Annotated in this window: 9 protein-coding genes and 1 pseudogene; 7 read left to right on the top strand and 3 right to left on the bottom strand. The window is 75.0% G+C overall.

Annotated features, from left to right (window positions below):
- Positions 1-36: 36 nt before the first annotated feature.
- The 5 genes and pseudogenes from VM636_RS10300 to moeZ all read left to right on the top strand — a co-directional run bounded on the left by VM636_RS10300 (position 37) and on the right by moeZ (position 6887).
- Complete coding sequence (locus tag VM636_RS10300) at positions 37-1749, top strand: DUF3492 domain-containing protein (protein ID WP_030419105.1); 1713 nt, start codon at positions 37-39, stop codon at positions 1747-1749.
- A 923-nt stretch (positions 1750-2672) separates the two neighbouring features.
- Positions 2673-3746: pseudogene (locus tag VM636_RS10295) on the top strand (hypothetical protein); the annotation flags it as partial.
- 106 nt (positions 3747-3852) lie between these two features.
- Positions 3853-4908 (top strand): NAD-dependent epimerase/dehydratase family protein, encoded by a 1056-nt coding sequence (locus VM636_RS10290; RefSeq protein WP_030419107.1) that lies wholly within the window; start codon positions 3853-3855, stop codon positions 4906-4908.
- The gene (locus tag VM636_RS10285; RefSeq protein WP_030419108.1) at positions 4896-5645 is read left to right on the top strand and encodes a spherulation-specific family 4 protein; all 750 of its coding nucleotides are present in this window, start codon (positions 4896-4898) and stop codon (positions 5643-5645) included. Before VM636_RS10290 ends, VM636_RS10285 begins: the two co-directional genes overlap by 13 nt.
- Before the next feature lie 63 nt (positions 5646-5708).
- Positions 5709-6887, top strand: coding sequence for an adenylyltransferase/sulfurtransferase MoeZ (gene moeZ, locus VM636_RS10280; RefSeq protein WP_030419109.1), 1179 nt, complete (start codon positions 5709-5711; stop codon positions 6885-6887).
- 83 nt (positions 6888-6970) lie between these two features.
- Here moeZ and VM636_RS10275 read toward each other — a convergent pair whose 3' ends face one another.
- From VM636_RS10275 to VM636_RS10265, 3 genes are all read right to left on the bottom strand, one after another.
- A complete protein-coding gene (locus VM636_RS10275; RefSeq protein ID WP_338484286.1) occupies positions 6971-8509 on the bottom strand; it encodes an alpha/beta hydrolase in 1539 nt (512 codons plus the stop codon).
- A 126-nt stretch (positions 8510-8635) separates the two neighbouring features.
- Positions 8636-10183: an alpha/beta fold hydrolase gene (locus VM636_RS10270; protein ID WP_338484285.1), complete on the bottom strand. Its 1548-nt coding sequence runs from the start codon at positions 10181-10183 to the stop codon at positions 8636-8638.
- Between the two features lie 208 nt (positions 10184-10391).
- Positions 10392-13214: a lysylphosphatidylglycerol synthase transmembrane domain-containing protein gene (locus tag VM636_RS10265; RefSeq protein WP_053914593.1), complete on the bottom strand. Its 2823-nt coding sequence runs from the start codon at positions 13212-13214 to the stop codon at positions 10392-10394.
- Between the two features lie 185 nt (positions 13215-13399).
- On the opposite strand from VM636_RS10265, the gene VM636_RS10260 reads away from it, so the two are divergent.
- Together VM636_RS10260 and VM636_RS10255 are read left to right on the top strand one after the other, a co-directional pair.
- A complete protein-coding gene (locus VM636_RS10260; RefSeq protein WP_053914608.1) occupies positions 13400-13771 on the top strand; it encodes an MGMT family protein in 372 nt (123 codons plus the stop codon).
- A gap of 266 nt (positions 13772-14037) precedes the next feature.
- On the top strand, positions 14038-17817 hold the full coding sequence (locus VM636_RS10255; protein ID WP_338484284.1) for an ATP-dependent DNA helicase: 3780 nt from the start codon (positions 14038-14040) through the stop codon (positions 17815-17817).
- The last annotated feature ends 165 nt before the right edge of the window (positions 17818-17982 follow it).

Here is a 17982-nt window from a genome sequence, read left to right as displayed (position 1 = left end):
CGGCGGCTCCCGAAACGGGAGATCGGGGGTGCGCGCGTGCGCATCGGACTGCTTACGGAGGGCGGCTACCCGTATGCGAGCGGTGAGGCCGGACTCTGGTGCGACCGGCTCGTACGCGGGCTCGAACAGCACGAGTTCGACGTCTACGCGCTCAGCCGCGACGCCCGGCAGGAGGACGAGGGCTGGGTCTCGCTGCCGCCCCAGGTGAGCCGGGTGCGCACCGCTCCGCTCTGGGAAACCGAGGACGACGGGGCCGGGTACGGACGGCGCGCGCGCCGGCGCTTCGCCGAGTCCTACGCCGAACTCGCCACCGCCCTGTGCGCCACCGGCCCCCAGGACCCCTCGGGCCGTCCCGGAGAGGCGACCAGCACTGAGGCGGACCGTTTCGCCAACGCGCTCTACGGTCTCGCCGAACTCGCCCGGGACGAGGGCGGGCTCCCCGCCGCGCTCCGCTCCGAGACCGCCGTACGCGCCCTGGAACGCGCCTGTCGCGCGCCCGGCGCCCGGCGCTCCGCCCGCGAGGCCCGCGTCCCCGACCTGCTCACCGTCGCCGCACGCCTCGAACACGCCCTGCGCCCCCTCTCCCTCGACTGGTACGAAGCCGACGGCCTCGGCGACGTCGACCTCTGCCACGCGGCCTCCGGCGGCGCCGCGGCGCTGCCCGGACTGCTCGCCGCGCACTTCCACGGCGTGCCGCTGCTGGTCACCGAGTACGGCGTCCGGCTGCGGACGCACTACCTGCGCGAACCGGACTCCCCGCCCGCCACCCGCGCCCTGCTGGCCGCCTTCCAGGGCCGGCTGGCCACCGAGACCTACCGCCGGGCCGCCCTGATCACCCCGGGCAACACCCACGCCCGCCGCTGGCAGGAACGCTGCGGCGCCGAACGCCACAAGGTCCGCACGGTCCACCCCGGGATGGACGCGACGCCCTTCGCCGAGGCGGCCGAGGCGCCGGAGCGCGCCGACCCGCGGACCCTCGTCTGGGTCGGCACCGTCGAGCCCGCCAAGGACCTGGTCTCGCTGCTGCACGCCTTCGCCGAGATCCGACGCGAGGAACCCGGCGCCCGTCTCCGCGTCGTCGGCACCCCGGCGGGCCCCGAGGGCGCCGCCTACCTCGCCCACTGCCAGGGGCTCGCCGCCCAGCTCTTCCCCGACGAGGCCGACGGCCCCCACGCGGTCGGCGACAACCCCGTCTCCTTCGAGCAGACCGGCGGACCGGAACTGCCCACCCGCGCCGACGCCTACGCCGCCGGGGCCGTCGTCGTCCTCTCCAGCGTCGTCGAAGGGTTTCCGGCGGGGCTGGTGGAGGCCATGTTCTGCGCCCGCGCCACCGTCTCCACCGACGTCGGCGCCGTGGTGGAGGCCATCGGCGGCACCGGACTGGTCGTACCGCCGCGCAACCCCCGGGCGCTCGCCGAAGCGTGCGTCGCGTTGCTGCGCGACCCGGAGCGCAGGGAACGCCTGGGCGCCGCCGCGCGCGCCCGCGCACTGGAACTCTTCACCGTCGAGCAGAACGTCACCGCGTTCCACGGCATCTACCTGGAGATCCTTTCGAGGACCCCGGTCCGCCACCTCGTCCCGGACGACCCCGGGGCACCGCTGCCCTTCGCCGTCCCGGCCGAGGCCCACGTCCCCGGCCGGTGGACCGACACCTCCGCCCCCGCCGCGCCCCGGGGCGGCCCCGGCTGGGCGAAGGGCGCCCCCGTCCGGGCCACCGCGCCCGCCTCCGTCGGGGAGGGAGTGCGGTGAGCGGCCTGGACCGTCCTCGACGTCCGCTCCCGCAGGGCCCCTGGGAGACGCGGCCGGACCACGCCGACCACGGGATCGACACGCCCGCGACGCCCCCCTGGGGCGCGCACCGCGCCACCGTCGCCGACGTCAGCGCGCCCGGCCCGCTCGGTGCTTCCCACACGCCCGGCCGGGGGCCGATCGCCGCCGACGAGGTGTCGGGCGCGGGCCGGCGCGGCGCCGGCGGCCTGTCCGGGATAGCCCCGCACACCGGCGGCCCCGGCTACGGAGACGCGGCCGGGGGAGCGGCGGCCTCCGCCCTCGGCCGGGAGACGGCGACGACCGGGGAGGAAGAAGGCCGGCGGCCCGGCGACGGACCCGGCGCGACCGCGACGGCCCCGGCCGGGGGCATCCGGCCGGCCGGTCCCGGTGACGCGGCGTCCGCCGGGGACGCGGGAGACGCCGGCCCCGGCGGAGCGGCTTCCGGCGGGGGTTCCCGGCCGGGGGCCGGTCGCGGGGAGGCGGCCCGGCGTGGCGAGGGAACGTCCGCGACGAATACCGGGCCCGCAGCTCCTGAGGGGGGGACCCCCGTCGAGGGCTCCTGGCCGGCCGGTCGTGGGGGGACGGCCTCCGCGGGAGTCGCGTGGCCGGCTGCTGCCAGTGAGACGGTTTCCGCCGACGGCTCCCCGCCGGCAGCGGCCGGCCGTGGCGAGGCGGCCTGCGCCGCGCACGGCGGGTCCGCCGGCCGGGGCGCGGGAACGTCCGCCGAGGGCTTCCGCCCGGCCGGTCAGGGTGGGGCGGCGTCCGCCGGGGACGCGGGACGCGCCGGTCGCGGTGCGGCGGTCTCCGGGGGAGACGTCCGGCTCGCCGGACCTGGTCGGGCGGTCGCCGCCGCGGACACCCGGCCCGCCGCCCGTGGGCCCTGGCCCGCGCGAGCCGCCGCCCGTACCGCCGCGGACCCCGTCAAGTCCCTGATGCACCGCCACCGCGCCCTGTGCGAACGCGCCGTGGACCCCCTGGAGATCGCCGCCGGGCTGGAGGCACACGGCGTCACCGACCGCACCGCCGCGCGCTTCCGCCACCGTGACGTCTTCTCCCTCGCCGAGGAGATGTACGCCCGCGTCCCCCGCGACACCGACACGCCCGAACCCGTCACCGAGGCCCCCGACACGCCGTCGGCCACGCGCTGGATCGCCCTCGGGCTGCTGCCCGGCGTGCTGTGCGCCGCCACCGTGGCCGCCCTGCGCCTCACCGAGGGACGCGTCCAGGTCGTCGCCGCCGCCGTCGGTGCCCTCGCCGTGGCCGTGGCGCTGGGCGCGGTGCTGCGCCGGGGGCCGCTGCGCGCCGAGGCGCACGCCCCCGTCGGGCGGACCTGCTGGCTCCTCGCGTACGCCGTCTTCGGGGACGGACTGCTCCACGCCGCCCTCGGCGGCGGTCCCGACGGTCCGCCCGACGGCACCGCCACAGGACCGTGGGGGATCACCACCGCCCCGCTCCTCGCGCTGGCGCTGTCCTGCGCGCCCGCCGTCGGGACCGCCCACGTCCTCGCCACGCGCGCCCGGCGCAAGCTGGCCACGAGCCGTGGCCTCGCCGACTTCACCACCGCACTGCGCCCCCTGCTGCTCGGCCTGGTCGCCCTCTTCCTCGTCGTCCTCGCGGCGCTGCTCACCCTGACCGGCACCGTCCTCGACGAGCCCCACGGCCTTCCGCAGGGCCTCACCCTGGGCGCGCTGCTGCTGCTCGCCCGGCTGCTGACCGTCCACGGCTTCGCCCACGCCCCCTCGCTCGTGCTCACCGCCGTGGCCGCCGCCGAGGCGACCGCCCTGGCCAGCGTCTTCGCCGGCCGGCTGCCCGGCTGGGACGTCGCGGCCCTGCCCGTGGAAAGCCTCGTCGGCCTGTGGGGCCCGGCCGCCGTACCGACGAGCGCCTGTGGTCTCGGCGCGCTGGTCCTCCTGGTCCACGCGACCCGCCGGCTGACCCGGGCCTCGGCCCACGCCCCCGCGGACCGGCCGCGATGACGACGACCCCGTGCCCCGTGACCGCCCACCCCCCTCACCCCCGCCTCGAAGGAGACCCCCAGATGACCCTCTCCCGACCCGACAACCCGGCCCCGGGGGCAGCCCGATGAGAGTCCTGCTGATCGGTTCCACCGGGTACATCGGCCGCTTCGTCGCCGAACGCCTCCTCGCCGACCCCGCCGTGCAGCTCACCGCCCTCGGCCGCGGCGACGACGCCGACGTCCGCTTCGACCTCGCCACCGGCAGCCCCGGCGCGCTGACCCGCTTCTTCGACGCCGTGCACCCCGGGGTCGTCGTCAACTGCGCGGGCGCCACCCGTGGCGGCGCGCGCGACCTCACCCGGCACAACACCGTCGCCGTCGCCACCATCTGCGAGGCCCTGCGCCGCAGCCGCTGCGGAGCCCGCCTGGTGCAGGTCGGCTGCGGTTCGGAGTACGGGCCCAGCCAGCCCGGTTCCTCCACCGCCGAGGACGCCGTGCCCCGGCCCGGCGGGCCCTACGGCGTCAGCAAGCTCGCCGCCACCGAACTGGTCCTCGGCTCCGACCTGGACGCCGTCGTCCTGCGCGTCTTCTCACCCGCCGGCCCCGGCACCCCCGCCGGTTCCCCGCTCGGCCGGCTCGCCGAGGCCATGCGCCGCGCCATGCAATCCGGCGACGGCGAACTGCGGCTCGGCGGCCTCGCCGCCCAGCGCGACTTCGTCGACGTCCGCGACGTGGCCCGCGCCGTCCACGCCGCCTCCCTCTCCGCCGCCCAGGGCGTCATCAACATCGGCTCCGGCCGCGCCGTCCGCCTGCGCGACGCCGCCGCCACCCTCGCCCGCGTGGCCGGCTACGGCGGTGCCCTGCACGAACTCGACGCGCCCCCCGGCGCCATGCGCCCCCTCATCGGGCACCCCCGCTCCGAATCCCTCGGGCACCGCGACGGCCTCGGCCACCACCGGCCCGACCCGCTCGGCCACCACCGCCCGGACCCCCTCGTCCACCGCGACCACCGGGGCGACCCGGACCACGCAGCCCCCGTCGCCTACCCCTACCCCGACGGCTGCGGCGGCTGGCAGCAGGCCGACGTGCGCACCGCCCGCGACCGGCTCGGCTGGCGCCCCCGCATCCACCTCGAAGAGTCCCTCGCCGACATCTGGATGGAGGCGGCATGCCGTATCTGACCAGCACCGCCCAGGGCACCGCGAGCACCGAACTCCGCACCGGCCTCGCCGTCCCCGGGCTGGCCCACCCCCTCCTCGCCCCCGCCGAATGGGCCGGCCTCACCAGCCCGGGGACCCCACTGCACTGGGTCGTGCTCGACATCGCCGACGGCCCCGGCAGCCAGCCCGACCCGCACTGCCTCGAAGCCGCCGGACGCCTGCGCAACGCGGGCGTCCGCGTCCTCGGCCGCCTCGACGGCGCGTACGGGCGGCGGCCCTCCGGCGGCCTGGTCCTGGACGCCCGCCGCTACGCCGACTGGTATCTGGTCGACGGCTTCCTCCTCGACCGCTGCCCCGCCGACCGGTCCCACCTGCCCGAGGTGCGACGCACGGTCGCCACCCTCCGCGCCCTGCGTGACGACGCCCACATCGTCCTCGGCCACGGCACCCACCCGCACCCGGGCTATGCGGAGAGCGCCGACCAGATGGTCACCTTCTCCGGGGCCTGGAGCGACTACCGCTGGTCGCAGGCGGCCGAGTGGAGCGCGGACTATCCGCCCGAGCGCTTCTGCCACCTCGTGCACGGCGTCCCGCACGGACACCTGGAGGAGGCGCTGCGCATCGCCCGCTGGCAGGGCGCGGCGACGATCTACTTCACCGACCGCACCGACCAGGGCGGATGGGCCGACCCCTGGGAGACCATGCCCGGGTACTGGGACGATATCGTCTCGCGCCTCGGGATGGGTGTCTCGGAATGAAAAAGGCCGTGGCAGTGTTACGCGGAGAACAACCGTCATGATTGACCGACCAACGGAGTCCCCGTGTCGCTGCCACCCCTGGTCGAGCCGGCCCCCGAGCTCACCGTAGACGAGGTCCGCAGGTACTCCCGCCACCTGATCATCCCCGACGTCGGGATGGACGGGCAGAAGCGGCTGAAGAACGCCAAGGTGCTCTTTGTGGGCGCCGGTGGCCTGGGTTCGCCGGGGCTGATGTACATGGCCGCGGCGGGTGTGGGCACCCTCGGCATCGTGGAGTTCGACGAGGTCGACGAGTCGAACCTGCAGCGTCAGGTCATCCACAGCCAGGCCGACATCGGCCGGCCGAAGGCCGAGTCCGCGCGGGACACGATCCAGGGCATCAACCCCTACGTGAAGGTGGTCCTGCACCAGGAGCGGCTCGAGGCCGACAACGTGAAGGACATCTTCGCCCAGTACGACCTGATCGTCGACGGCACGGACAACTTCGCCACCCGCTACCTGGTCAACGACGCCTGTGTGCTGCTGAACAAGCCCTACGTGTGGGGCTCGATCTACCGCTTCGACGGCCAGGCCTCCGTCTTCTGGTCCGAGCACGGCCCCTGCTACCGGTGCCTCTACCCGGAGCCCCCGCCCCCCGGCATGGTCCCCTCCTGCGCCGAGGGCGGCGTGCTCGGCGTGCTCTGCGCGTCCATCGGCTCCATCCAGGCCAACGAGGCGATCAAGCTCCTCGCCGGCATCGGCGAGCCGTTGGTCGGCCGCCTGATGGTGTACGACGCCCTGGAGATGCAGTACCGCCAGGTCAAGGTGCGCAAGGACCCCGACTGCGCGGTCTGCGGCGAGAACCCGACCGTCACCGAGCTGATCGACTACGAGGCGTTCTGCGGCGTCGTCTCGGAGGAGGCCCAGGAGGCCGCCGCCGGCTCCACGATCACTCCCAAGCAGCTCAAGGAGTGGATCGACGACGGCGAGGACCTCGAACTGATCGACGTCCGCGAGCCCAACGAGTTCGAGATCGTCTCCATCCCGGGCGCCCGCCTGATCCCCAAGAACGAGTTCCTGATGGGCACCGCCCTGGAGAGCCTGCCGCAGAACAAGAAGATCGTCTTGAACTGCAAGACGGGTGTCCGCAGTGCGGAAGTCCTGGCGGTCCTGAAGTCCGCCGGCTTCTCGGACGCCGTCCACGTGGGCGGCGGCGTGATCGGCTGGGTCAACCAGATCGAACCGGAGAAGCCCGTCTACTGAGCCCCTTCCGGCCCGGCACCGGGCCCCGTGCTCCGGACGGCGGGGGCTTCGCGCACCACGGGTGCCCGAAGTCCCCGCCTCCGTCATGAGCAGACGGTGCCGTCCTCGGGAACCGTGCCCTTCAGCAGGTAGCCGTCGATCGCGGAGTCGACGCAGTCGCTGCCGCTCCCGTACGCCCCGTGCCCCTCGCCCTTCCAGGTGAGCAGCACCCCGACGTCCTGGCCCAGTTCGTCCGCCATCCTGCGGGCTCCCTCGTAGGGCGTGGCCGGGTCGCCGGTGTTGCCGACCACCAGGATCGGGGCCGCGCCGGGCGCGCTGACCTCCGGTGTCTCGTGCTGTCCCGGCACCGGCCAGTCGTGGCACCAGCCGGCGGTGTCCCAGCCGAGGAACGCGCCGAACACCGGCGAGATCTCCTCGAACCTCGGCAGCAGCTTCCGGGTCTCCTCCAGCGTCGGCCGCTGCTTGGCGTCCAGGCACGATATGACGCGCTGGGAGTGGGTCGTCGTGCCGTACCCGCCGGAGTCGTCCCGCTCGTTGTACCCGTCGGCGAGCGCGAGCAGTTTTGAACCGTCGCCCTTCTCGGCCGCCTCCAGGGCGCTGGTGAGCACGGGCCAGCCGGCCTGGCTGTACAGCGGCAGCACGATCCCGGTCAGCGCGAGCGTCTGCGTCAGCTTCCGCCCGGGGGAGGACGTGGGCAGCGGCTCGGCGTCGAGCCGGTCCAGCAGAGCGGCGATCTTCCGGCTGCCGGCCGCTGGGTCCTGTCCCGTCGACTTGAGATAGCCGTCCAGCGCGCGCTGGAAGCCCCGCGTCTGGTTCTCCGCGTGGCCGATCATGTCGGCGGTCGGGTCCACCACCGCGTCGAGGATCACGCGGCCGACCCGCTGGGGGAACAGGTGGGCGTAGACGCCGCCGAGTTCGGTGCCGTAGGAGATGCCGAAGTAGTGCATCGACTCGTCGCCCAGCACGTGCCGCATCAGGTCCATGTCGCGGGCGGTGTCCGTCGTCGAGACGTGGGCCATCAGGGGGCCGGCGGACTTCTCGCAGCCCTTGCCGAAGTCTGCGGCGTCCTCGAGGAACGCCTGCTCCTCGGCCGGGGTGTCCGGGGTGCCGTCCACGGACTCGGCGGCCTCGATCGCCTCGTCCTCCCGGCAGCGGATGCCGTGGCTGGCGGCGACACCGCGCGGGTCCCAGCTCACCAGGTCGTACCGCTGGTGCAGGGCGGAGGTGGTGTCCGCGTAGGACGGCATCATGGACACGCCCGAGCCGCCGGGGCCGCCGAAGTTGAAGAGCAGGGACCCGATGCGTTCCTTGCCGCGGGCCTTGGAGCGGATCAGGGCGAGACCGATCGTCTCCCCGTCCGGCTTCGACCAGTCGAGCGGCACCTTGAGCGTGGTGCACCGCCAGTCGCCGCCGGGTGCCGGGGTGTCGTCGGTGGCCTCGCACCGTCCCCAGTCGAGCTTCTGCGCGGCCAGTGCCTCGGGCACCCCGGAGGGCGCCGCCGACGGCCGGCCGCCGCCGGTCCCCCCGTCGGCCGCCTCGTCGCCGGACGAGCCGCCGGTGCAGCCCGCCGTCAGCAGTGCGGCGGCGGCCGTCAGGGCCGTCCACCGTACGAGTCGTGCCATGTCTTTCCCCCCTCGCGAGCCGTCCGCGCCGTGCGGCGGATGGCGTTCATGCCATGGTAGGCGGCTCGCCGGCCGCTCACCGCGTCCTGTGGATAACGCTCTGACCTGCGAGATCGCTGGGTTCGATCAGGTGCAGACGGTGCCCGCGGCAGGGGTGTCGCCGTCGAGCAGATAGGCGTGCACGGCGTCGCGCACGCACCGGTTCCCGCTGTCGTAGGCACCGTGCCCCTGGCCCTTGTAGGTGAGTTCGACGCCGACGCCCCGGCCGAGCGCCCTCGCCATCCTCGCCGCGCCCTCGTACGGGGTGGCCGGGTCGCCCGTGTTGCCGATGACCAGGATCGGCGGCGCGCCGGGCGCGCTGACGTCGGGGTGGTCGGCGGCCCCCGCCACCGGCCAGCCGGTGCAGCCGAGCAGGCCCCAGGCCAGGTAGTCGCCGAACACCGGGGACGCCTCACGGAACCGGGGCAGCAGCCGTTCCACGTCCGCCGTGTCGTACCGGGGTTTGTCGTCGGCGCAGTTGATGGCGATGTTGGCCGCGGTGGCGTTGCTGTACTCGCCGTTCTCGCCGCGTCCGTTCATGGCGTCCGACAGGGCCATGAGGATGCGGCCGTCGCCGTCGTACGCCTGCTCCAGGCCCTCGGTGAGGTACTGCCAGAAATCCTTCGAGTAGAGCGACTGGGCGATGCCGCCGGTGGCGGCGCTCTGGGTGAGCTTGCGGGGCGGGATGCCCGGGATGGGCCGGTCGTCCAGGTCCCTCAGCAGCCGGACGATGCGGTCCTCGACGTCCTGGGCACTGTCGCCGATGGGGCAGTCCTCGGCGGTGGCGACGCAGTTCCGCGCGAACTGGCCGAGCGCGAGCTGGAAGCCGCGGGCCTGACCGAGCGAGCCCTCCTCCTCGGTCTGGTCCGGGTCGACGACCGCGTCGAAGACGGCGCGGCCGACCTTCGTGGGGAACAGGTGGGCGTAGACGCCGCCGAGTTCGGTGCCGTAGGAGATGCCGAAGTAGTGGAGCCGGTCGTCGCCGAGGACCCGGCGCATCAGGTCCATGTCGCGGGCCGCGTCGGTGGTGGCCACGTGCGGCAGCATGCGTCCGGAGTTCCTCTCGCAGGCCGCGTTGAACCTCTTGGTGCCGGCCAGCAGCGCGGCGCGCTCGGCGGCGTCGTCCGGGGTGGCGTCCTGCTGGAAGTAGGCGTCGAGCTGCCGGTCGTCCTCGCAGCGCACGGGCGCGCTGCGGCCGACCCCGCGCGGGTCGAAGCCGACCAGGTCGTAGCGGGTGCGCAGGTGCTCGTAGTCCGCGCCGAAGGCGGGCAGGGTGGTCACGCCCGAGCCGCCTGGGCCGCCGAAGTCGAAGACGAGGGAGCCGATGCGCCGGTCGGCGGGGCCGCTGGACCGGGCCCGGATCAGCGCGAGGCCGATGGTGTCGCCCCGGGGGTGGTCCCAGTCGAGCGGCGCCTTCATGGTGGCGCACTGCCAGGTGCCGCCGTCCGGCAGCGGAGAGGGCGCGGGGCCGCCGCCCTCGGCCGGGGTGGGGGCCGGGCACGCCTTCCAGTCGAGTTCCTGTGCCGTCAGGTCGCCGCGGGCGGGTGGGTCGTCGGCGCAGCCCGCGAGCGAGGAGGCTAGCAGGACGGCACCGGCGGCGAGGGCGGCGGCGCGCAGCCGGGGAGGGGTCGGCATGTGCCCATCGTGCGGTCGCCCTGACCGGCCCGCCCGGGGCGGGAGGCCGTACGGGGGAGGCGGTGCGGCAGCGGTACGCGCGCGCAGGTGCGGGTGCCGCGCGCGGAGATAGGCGGGTCGCCGCGCGCGAGGCGGGGCGGGCGGCACGCGCGGGGGCACCGGTCCAGCCCGGTACCGGGCTGGTGACCTGAATCTACGATTCAGGTCACTAGAGGGCCTGCTTGCGGGAGAGGTGGTTGAAGGCCAGCCAGCCCGGCAGCACCGGCAGCCACAGGGTGAGCAGCCGGAACAGCAGTACCGCCGGTGCCGCGACCTCCTTGGGCAGCCCGACCGCGATGAGGCCGACCGTCAGCGTCGCCTCCACGGCGCCCACACCGCCCGGCGTCGGCGCGGCGGAACCGAGCGCGTTGCCCGCGAGGAAGACCACGGCGACGCTCGCCAGGCTGATCGAGGACGACTCGTCGCCGAAGGCCCGGATCGAGGCGTCCAGGCACATCACGAAGCACGCGGTGAGCAGCAGCATGCCGCCGATGCCGGTGACCAGCTTCTGCGGGCGCTGGAGCACGTCCAGCATGCGGGGCACGACCCCGGCGAACAGCGACCGCACGCGCGTGACGACGAATTTCCGCAGGAAGGGCACCGACGTCACGACGAGGACGAGCACCGCCACCGTCAGCAGCCCGGCGATGACCGTCCGGGAGGGTGACAGCGACGGCGTCTTCTCGGTGCCGGTCAGGTAGCCGAACGAGAGCAGCATCAGGATGTGGCAGCCCAGTCCGAAGAGCTGCGACGCGCCGACACTGGCCACCGCGAGCCCGGGACGCACCCCGGCGCGTTGCAGGAAGCGCGTGTTCAGCGCGACCCCGCCGACCGCCGCCGGGGCGACGATCTTCACGAACGAGCCGGCCACCTGCGCCGCCACCGTCCGCACGAACGGCACCCGCTCGGGCACGAACCCCAGGAGGGCCATCGCGGCGGCGAAATAGGTCGCCGCCGAGAAGAGCACGGCCGCCACGACCCAGCCCCACTGGGCGTTCTCGATCAGCGCGCCGAACTCGATGTGGGTGAGCTGCGTCAGCAGGAAGTACGCGCCGATCGCGCCGGCGATGAAGCTGATCAGGGTGCGCGGGCGCACCCGTTCCAGCCGGGCCGGCTCGACCGGCGCCTGTGGCCGGATACGGAGCACCGCGTGCCGGATCTGCGTCAGCAGGTCCTCCTCGCGCGCCCCCTCCATGGCCTCGTCCAGCGCCCGCTTCTCGGCCCGCTGCTCCGCGCGGACGGCCTTCTTGTCCGGCTTCCCGGTCGCGGCGGTCTCCTCGCCGGCCGCCTCCGTGCGGGCCAGCTTGGCCTGCCGGGACGCCTCCAGCACGGCTTCCCGCTCCCGCTCGGAACGCTCCCTGGCCAGTTTGCGCAGGGTCGCCCGGGTGGAGCGGCTGAGCGCGATCGGCTGGAGCATCGGCAGACAGTCCGCCACCGCGTCCGGGCCGAGCACGCCCACCGCGGAGGCGACCGCGCGCTCGGCGCCGACCCGCAGCCCGAGCGTCACGAGGAGCTGTGAGACGTCCATCCGCAGCAGCAGGTCGCCGGCCGCGATCTCGCCGATGCGCAGATCCGTGATGATCACCGTGCCGGAACGATCCACCAGGATCGCGTCGCCCACCAGCCTGCGGTGGGCGATGCGCCGGGACTGCAGGGCGCGGACTTGTTCCCAGGTGCCGCGCAGCAGAGCGTCGGTGATCTCCTCGTCCGGCAGCGAGTCGAGGGTACGCCCGCCGGTGTGCTCGTAGACGAGCATCACCGCGTCGGGGCCCAGTTCGGACGTGGCGATCAGTTTGGGCGCGTTGGCGCCCGCCGCGATGGCCGCGTAGGCGAGCAGGGCCTCCTGCTCCAGCGCCTGCCGCAGGGAGGGCAGACTGCTGCGCGTCGCGAAACCGCGCAAGGTCAGGTTGCGCCACGCCCGGTAGAAGAAGCCCTGCGCCTGTTGCTCCCGGTCCACCACCGTGACGTCCAGGGGGCGGCCGTCCTCCAGGGTGACGAAATAGCGCCGGCCGCGGTCGCCGGTCTCGGTACCGTCCGCGGGCATCTCCTCGCGGGCGGCGGTCACCGGGTGGAAGCCGACGGTGCGCAGGCCCGCCATCAGGGTGCGTCCGGTGGGGCGGATGTTGGGGGAGCCGACGGCGTAGAGCGTTCCGTAGGCCACGGTCCAGCCGATGAGGACGGTCAGGATGATCGAGAACGGGGTGGTGTAGCCGGTGACCAGCATCGAGAAGGCGTCCAGCAGCAGCACGATCCACAGCACCGCGCGCCAGCGGGGTCTGCGGGACATGCCGACGGCCGTCATGTAGGCGATCACCGGCGCCAGATAGCCGTGGACGGGATCGGTGAGCGCGTGCACGTCGCCCGGGGAGGGCTGCGTCAGCGCCTCCTGGATGGACTCCGGGGCGCCCTTGGCGACCCACAGGTCGGTGGCGAGCGTCACCCCGTGCGCGAGGACCGCCGCGAGGACGCCGTCGGCGATGCGCAGACCGTCGCGTTTGATCAGCCGCTCGATGGCGAAGGCGACGGGCACCAGGAGGATCGCGATGCTGGACGCGAGACCCGCGATCTTGATCAGCAGGTCGGGTGCCTGTCCGGTGCCCTTGTTGATGTCCTGTTCGAGCCCGGAGGTGGTGCCGTGCGCGAACGCGGCGACGGCGAGGAGCACGCCGATGGCGAGCACGCCCACCAGGAGCCGCATGAGGTCCGAGGGACGGTGCACGCGCGCGGGGAGCAGCGGTTCGTCGCCCTCGACCTCGTCGATGTGGGTCACGTCGGCCGGGTCGGCGGCCGTCGCCGAATGGTGCCCGGCCGAAGGCTCGCCGGGTCTTCCGGCCTTCTCCGCCCCGCCGCCGGGGGCGTTCGCTCCGTGCGCGTCCTTCTCGCCGTTCCCGCCGTTCCCGCCCCGTGTGGCGTCAGCGCCGGCGGCGTCCGGGCGTGGCGAGGCGTCAGCGGTGCCCTCGGCTCCCTCGGAGTGCGCACCCTGCTGCTTCATCGCCTCTTCTTGCTCTCGTATCACTGGTCACCGCCCGCACGATGGTGGCATGCCGCCTCGGCGTCCGGGCGCATCAGGGTGCCCGCGCGGGCGGCACAGTCTGCCCGAAGCACCGCGTCCGGGCGAGGGAGACGGGCCGCCGGGAGCATCCCGGGTTGTCGGTGGGGTGGGGCAGGATGGACCGGGTGAGCGAGCAGAGCCTTCCGGACGACACCCCCGCGCTGCCCGCGTACGCCGAGCGGGTGCTCGACGTCGCCGAGCTGATCCCGCCGGGCCGTGTCATGACGTACGGGGACGTCGCCGAGTGGCTGCAGGAGGGCGGCCCCCGGCAGGTCGGGCGCGTGATGTCCCTCTACGGGGGCGGCGTCCCGTGGTGGCGCGTGGTCCGCGCCGACGGTGTCCTGCTCGCCGGTCACGAGCGCGACGCCCTCGGCCACTACCGGACGGAGGGCACCCCCCTCAGGGAGGCCGGCCCGGCGGCACAGGCCCGGATGCCGCGCCTCGACCTGAGACGGGCGCGGTGGGACGGGGCCGGGCACGAGCAGGGTCACACCTGACAGCTTCCGCCATCCGGCGGGCCGTGGTGGGGCCGGTGATCCGTAAGAGGGAAAAGGGGCACATCGGGCACGTCCGTGGCATGACGTACGTTCGTGGGGCGAGGGACACGTGCGCCCGGAGCGACCCGGGGGATGAAGGGGAAGCCCCGCTTCCCCCCTGTCCGTCGGAGTGGCGCCGGCCGCGCGCGTCCCCCTCATCCCCGGGCCACCGCCGCCCCCTCGGGACGGACGGCCCACCAGCACACCCACCAGGACCGGCGAACCACGTGAGCTCCTCTTCCTCCACCCGACAGCCGTCGCACCCCCAGGCGCGACGGGGGAGCCGTGGCACCTACCGACTGGTCCGTACCCCTCCGGAGCGCAGGGACCCCCCTCGTCTGGACGCCGCCCAGCGCGCCGTGGTTGACCACCGGGCCGGGCCGCTGCTCGTCCTCGCCGGTCCCGGCACCGGCAAGACGACCACCCTCGTCGAGTCGGTCGCGGACCGGATCGCCCGGGGCGGCGACCCCGAACGCATCCTGGTGCTGACCTTCAGCCGCAAGGCGGCGGTCGAACTGCGCGACCGGATGGCGTTGCGCATCGGTGCCGCGCGCGCCCCCCGGGCGACCACCTTCCACTCCTTCGGCTACGCCCTCGTCCGCTCCCACCAGGACAGCGACCTGTTCGCCGAGCCGCTGCGGCTGCTCTCCGGACCCGAACAGGACGTGACCGTGCGCGAACTGCTGGCCGGCCAGCGCGACCTGGAACGGCTCGGTCTCGCGCACGTGCGCTGGCCCGACGACCTGCGCGCCTGCCTGACCACACGAGGGTTCGCCGACGAGGTGCGCGCGGTCCTCGCCCGCAGCCGTGAGCTGGGCCTCGCCCCGGACGCGCTGGCGGCCTTCGCCCGGCGCATCGGACGCCCCGACTGGCACGCAGCCGCCGCCTTCCTCGCCGAGTACCTGGACGTGCTCGACCTCCAGGGCGTCCTCGACTACGCGGAACTGGTCCACCGCGCGGTCCTCCTCGCCCGCCGTCCCGAGGTCGGCGCCCGCCTGGCCGCCTGCTACGACGCGGTCTACGTCGACGAGTACCAGGACACCGACCCGGCCCAGGTGCGGCTGCTGCGCGCCCTGGCCGGCGGCGGACGCACCCTGGTCGCCTTCGGCGACCCCGACCAGTCGATCTACGCGTTCCGGGGCGCGGACGTGAACGGCATCCTGGAGTTCCCGCACGTCTTCCCGCGCGCGGACGGCCGCCCGGCGCCCGTCGAGGTGCTGCGCACCGCCCGCCGCTCCGGGGCCGGGCTGCTCACCGCCACCCGGCTGCTCACCCAGCGGATGCCGCTCAACCGGCTCCCCGCCGACAAGGCGCGCGCCCACCGCGAGCTGACGCCGGTACGGGACGGCGGTCGCGTCGAGGTGTACACGTACCCGACGCCCGGCGCGGAACTGGACAACATCGCCGACATCCTGCGCCGCGCGCACCTGGAGGACGGGGTGCCATGGAGCGGCATGGCGGTGCTGGTGCGCGCCGGTGGCCGCTCCATCCCGGCCGTCCGCCGTGCCCTCACCACGGCCGGGGTGCCCCTCGACATCGACGGCGACGACCTGCCCCTGCGCCACGAACCGGCCGTGGCACCGCTGCTGACGGCCCTGCGGGCGGTCGCCGCGGCGGAGGCGGCGCGGCCGGGGAAGGCGACGGCGACGGGGCCCGGTGCCGGTGGAGCGGGGGACGACGACACGCGCGGTGGGGATAGCGGCGGCAGGAAGGACGACACGCCGGAGGGCGGGGGCCCAGACGCGGCCGCCGGGGAGGCCGAGCCGCCGGCCGACGGGCGTGTCGACGGCGGGAACGACGGTGACGTGCGGCGCGGCCATGGGGGGCCGGAGGACGGCGGTGCGCTGCCTGACCACATCGGGCCGGACGACAGTGGTTCGCCGTCCGACTACGGGGGGGCGGAGGACGGTGGTGTGCGGCCCGGCCATGGGGGGCCGGACGACGGTGGTGTGCGGTCCGATCATGGGGGGCCGGAGGACGGTGGTGCGCTGCCTGACCACGTCGGGCCGGGCGACGGCGATTCGGCGTCCGACCACGGGGAGTCTGACGACGACGGTGCGCTGCTCGGCCACGCGGTGTCGGACGACGGCGGTGAGCGGGCCGCGCCCGCCGGGCCGGGCGGCTGCTGGCTCGACACCGAGACCGCGCTCACCCTGCTCACCTCGCCGCTCGCCGGCATGGACGCCGCCGACCTGCGCCGGCTGGGCCGTGCCCTGCGCGAGGAGGAGCGGGCCGCCGGAAACGCCTTCCCACCGCCCTCCGACGTCCTGCTCACCCGCGCCCTGGCCGAGCCCGAGCGGCTCGCCGTGCACGACCCGGCGTACGCGCGCGGCGCCCAGCGCCTCGGCGCGCTCCTTGGCAAGGCCCGGGAGCGGCTGGCGGGCGGCGGCAGCGCCGAGGAAGCCCTGTGGGACCTGTGGGCCGGCACCCCCTGGCCCGGCCGCCTGGAGCGGGCCTCCCGCCGGGGCGGCGCGGCGGGCCGCAACGCCGACCGCGACCTCGACGCCGTCTGCGCCCTCTTCGCGACCGCCGCCCGCGCGGAGGAGCGCATCGGCGGCCGGGGCGCGCTGAACTTCCTGGAGGAGATCGACGCCGAGGACATCGCCGCCGACACCCTCACCCGGCGCGCCGTACGCCCGGAAGCCGTTCGCCTGATGACCGCGCACCGTGCGAAGGGCCTGGAGTGGCACCTCGTCGTCGTGGCCGGCGTCCAGGAGGGGCTGTGGCCGGACCTGCGCCGCCGGGGCTCCCTGCTGGAGGCCGACCGGATCGGCCGCGACGGCCTCGCCGAACCCCTCACCCCGGGGGCGCTGCTCGCCGAGGAGCGCCGCCTGTTCTACGTGGCCGCCACGCGCGCGAGGGAACGCCTCGTCGTGACCGCCGTGAAGGCACCGGCCGACGACGGCGACCAGCCCTCCCGCTTCCTGACCGAACTCGGCGTCACCCCGCACGACGTGACCGGTCGTCCCCGGCGGCCCCTCGCCGTCGCCGCCCTCGTCGCCGAACTGCGCGCCACCACCGTCGACCCGCGCGTCTCCGAACCGCTGCGGCAGGCCGCCGCCCACCGTCTGGCCCGCCTCGCCGCCGTCGCCGACGAGGACGGCCGGCCCCTGGTGCCCGCGGCCCACCCCCACCGCTGGTGGGGCATGTGGGACCCCACCGAGAGCAGGGCGCCGCTGCGCGACCGCGACCGCCCCGTCGCCCTCTCCGGCAGTGCCCTCGACCAACTGGCCAACACCTGCGCCCTCCAGTGGTTCCTCGGCCGCGAGGTGAAGGCCGACGCGCCCGCCACCGCCGCCCAGGGCTTCGGCAACGTGGTGCACGTCCTCGCCGACGAGGTCGCCTCCGGGCACACCGCCGCCGACCTCGACGTCCTCATGGAACGGCTGGACTCGGTGTGGAACGCGCTCGCCTTCGACGCGCCGTGGAAGTCGGCGCAGGAGAAGGCCAACGCGCGCGTGGCACTCGAACGCTTCCTGCGGTGGCACGTGCTGGACCGCACCGGACGCACCCCCGTGGCGAGCGAGCACGACTTCGACGTGACGCTCGGCGCCGGCGAGTACGAGGTGCGCATCCGCGGCCAGATGGACCGGGTCGAGGCGGACGGCGACGGCCGCGCCTACGTCGTCGACTTCAAGACCGGCAAACAGGCACCCACCGCCGGTGAGGTGGCCCGCCACCCGCAGCTCGCCGTCTACCAGCTCGCCGTCCGCGAGGGCGCCGTCGACGAAGTCTTCGACGGGGCGCGCCCCGAGCCGGGCGGCGCGGAACTCGTCCATCTCCGCCAGGGCGCGGCCCGCAAGGACGGCGGCGAGACCCTGCCCAAGGTGCAGGGGCAGGAACCCCTCGGCACGACCGGCGACGACTGGGTCGGCGACCTGCTGGCCACGGCGGCGGGCAAGGTCCTGGACGAGCGGTTCACCCCCACCGAGGGACAGCACTGCACGCACTGCTCCTTCCGCGCCTCGTGCAGCGCCCGCCCGGAGGGACGCCACGTCGTGGAATAGGCCGGCCCTCACCCGGGGCCGCCGTGTGCCGAGGGTCCGCCCCGGTACGGGGGCACCCCCTGCCGGGCGCCACCTGCCAGGTGCCTGACCCGGCCGACCTGCCGGGCCACAGCCCGCCCACGTCGGACCGGCTACCGCCGCGACGCGGGCCGCGCCGTATGCCCG

This window comes from Streptomyces sp. SCSIO 75703 (assembly GCF_036607905.1).
Taxonomy (GTDB): domain Bacteria; phylum Actinomycetota; class Actinomycetes; order Streptomycetales; family Streptomycetaceae; genus Streptomyces.
The sequence above is the reverse complement of the archived record's forward strand: the minus strand, read 5'-3'. Positions and strand labels throughout refer to the sequence as shown.

Excerpts from the sequence above, each read along its gene's own strand:
- VM636_RS10290 (WP_030419107.1), top strand. The coding sequence starts at position 3,853 with ATGAGAGTCCTGCTGATCGGTTCCACCGGGTACATCGGCCGCTTCGTC.
- VM636_RS10285 (WP_030419108.1), top strand. The coding sequence starts at position 4,896 with ATGCCGTATCTGACCAGCACCGCCCAGGGCACCGCGAGCACCGAACTC.
- VM636_RS10275 (WP_338484286.1), bottom strand. The coding sequence starts at position 8,509 with ATGGCACGACTCGTACGGTGGACGGCCCTGACGGCCGCCGCCGCACTG.
- VM636_RS10270 (WP_338484285.1), bottom strand. The coding sequence starts at position 10,183 with ATGCCGACCCCTCCCCGGCTGCGCGCCGCCGCCCTCGCCGCCGGTGCC.
- VM636_RS10265 (WP_053914593.1), bottom strand. The coding sequence starts at position 13,214 with ATGAAGCAGCAGGGTGCGCACTCCGAGGGAGCCGAGGGCACCGCTGAC.